At 40.7% G+C, this 1,655-nt stretch carries 2 protein-coding genes; one reads left to right on the top strand and one right to left on the bottom strand.

The genetic code is table 11. From position 1 onward, the window contains the following. The coding region (locus tag BGP77_RS17225; RefSeq protein WP_146171281.1) for a PTS glucose transporter subunit IIA at positions 1–391 on the bottom strand (391 nt) is incomplete at its 3' end. A 414-nt stretch (positions 392–805) separates the two neighbouring features. On the opposite strand from BGP77_RS17225, the gene BGP77_RS17230 reads away from it, so the two are divergent. Further along, complete coding sequence (locus tag BGP77_RS17230; protein WP_108166026.1) at positions 806–1,558, top strand: MerR family transcriptional regulator; 753 nt, start codon at positions 806–808, stop codon at positions 1,556–1,558. The last annotated feature ends 97 nt before the right edge of the window (positions 1,559–1,655 follow it).

Genomic DNA, 1,655 nt, shown 5'->3' on the forward strand with positions numbered 1-1,655 from the left:
CAGTCATTAAAGACTTTGCATTTTGAGCGATGAAGTCAGCATCAAACTCAATAAGCGGTTGGCCTTGAACTACATGGTCACCGATTTTTACCATCGGTTTAAAACCTTCGCCCTTCAGTAAAACAGTATCGATACCAATGTGCATTAACACTTCGAGACCGTTTTCTGCACGAACTGTCAGAGCATGACCCGAAGCCGGTAGTTGAATTACTTCGCCGTTAAAAGGTGCGCGCAGAATATTTTCAACAGGGTCAATAGAAATGCCATCGCCAACCATTTTTTCAGCAAAGACTGGATCGGGAACGAGTTCTAACGGAATAACAGCACCGGCTATTGGTGCATGTATCAATATGGGCTCGATGGCCTCACTGACAATTTGTTGCGTCGACATAACGCGCTCCTAGTTCTGAATTGCGGCCATTGTAATTCGACTGAACGGTCATAAATTTTGATATAAATCAGTAACATACAGAGGCTTACACTTAGTAGCGACTCTGTTGCGTTCTGTTGCAGAGGTGTTACAACTTGATACACTAACGGTTGTTTAATGACCTGTTTTGCCATTGACACCAGACTATGAATTGAAATATGTAAAAACAAAAAAACGCACATTTATTAGTCAATACTTATTGAGTTCGTTACAAACTTTCTTGCATTAAATCGATTGACTCTGACGTTACGTTAGGCATTAAGCTGTTTAACACTGTGTTAAACAGAGAAATAAAATATTTAAAAAATATTTTTATTAAACTTTTTATTACCCGAACTTCGTTTGGTTAAATTGCGATCAGGGGTCGAACTTTTCATGAAAGAATATTCAATCGGAGAGGTGGCAAAGCTTTTCCAAATCAGTATTCGTACGCTGCATCATTACGATGCAATTGGCTTACTTATTCCGACAATAAGAGCGGAATCGGGTTATCGGTTTTACACCGAGCAAAATTTAGACAGCTTAAAGAACATTCTTATTTACCGGGCCTTAGGTATTTCCTTACAGCGTATAAAAGTCTTATTAGCGCAGCAGCCGGAAACACAAATAGACATGTTGAGAGAGCAGAAAAGACTGGTTGATGAACATATTGAACGTTTAAAAAAAATTCAGCAGCAATTGGAACAAACCTTGTCTAAAGGAGATTTAATGATGAAGAAAAATGAGTTTTCAATAATTGAAGGTTTCGACCCTGACAAGTATGAACAGGAAGTTGTTGCCAGTTGGGGGGACACTGATGCCTATAAAGAGTCGTCTCGACGTACAAAGTCATACAGCAAAAGTGATTGGCAGCGGTGTCATCAGCAGCGTGATGATTTGAACGGTGAAATGGTTCAGCTGTTACGTAACGGAGAATCAGCTGTTGGTGAACAAGCTATCAACGTGGCTGAAAAAATGCGCCAACATATCTGTACCTGGTACTATCAGTGTTCACCTGCTATGCACGCTCAGCTGGCTGAGATGTATGTAGCCGATGACCGTTTTACTGATGCTTATGAAAGCTTGAATCCGGGGCTGGCTGCGTTTGTCAGTCAGGCAATTAAGAATAATCTTAACCGCGTGAATTAGGGCAAAGGCAAGCAAAGCTCTTAAACCCTAACTATCGTGTCATCTTTTTCACGAAGACAACGACAAATAACGCTAAGGTAAAGCTGCCGGTAAAGGC

The organism is Saccharospirillum sp. MSK14-1 (assembly GCF_003054965.1).
GTDB lineage: Bacteria > Pseudomonadota > Gammaproteobacteria > Pseudomonadales > Natronospirillaceae > Saccharospirillum.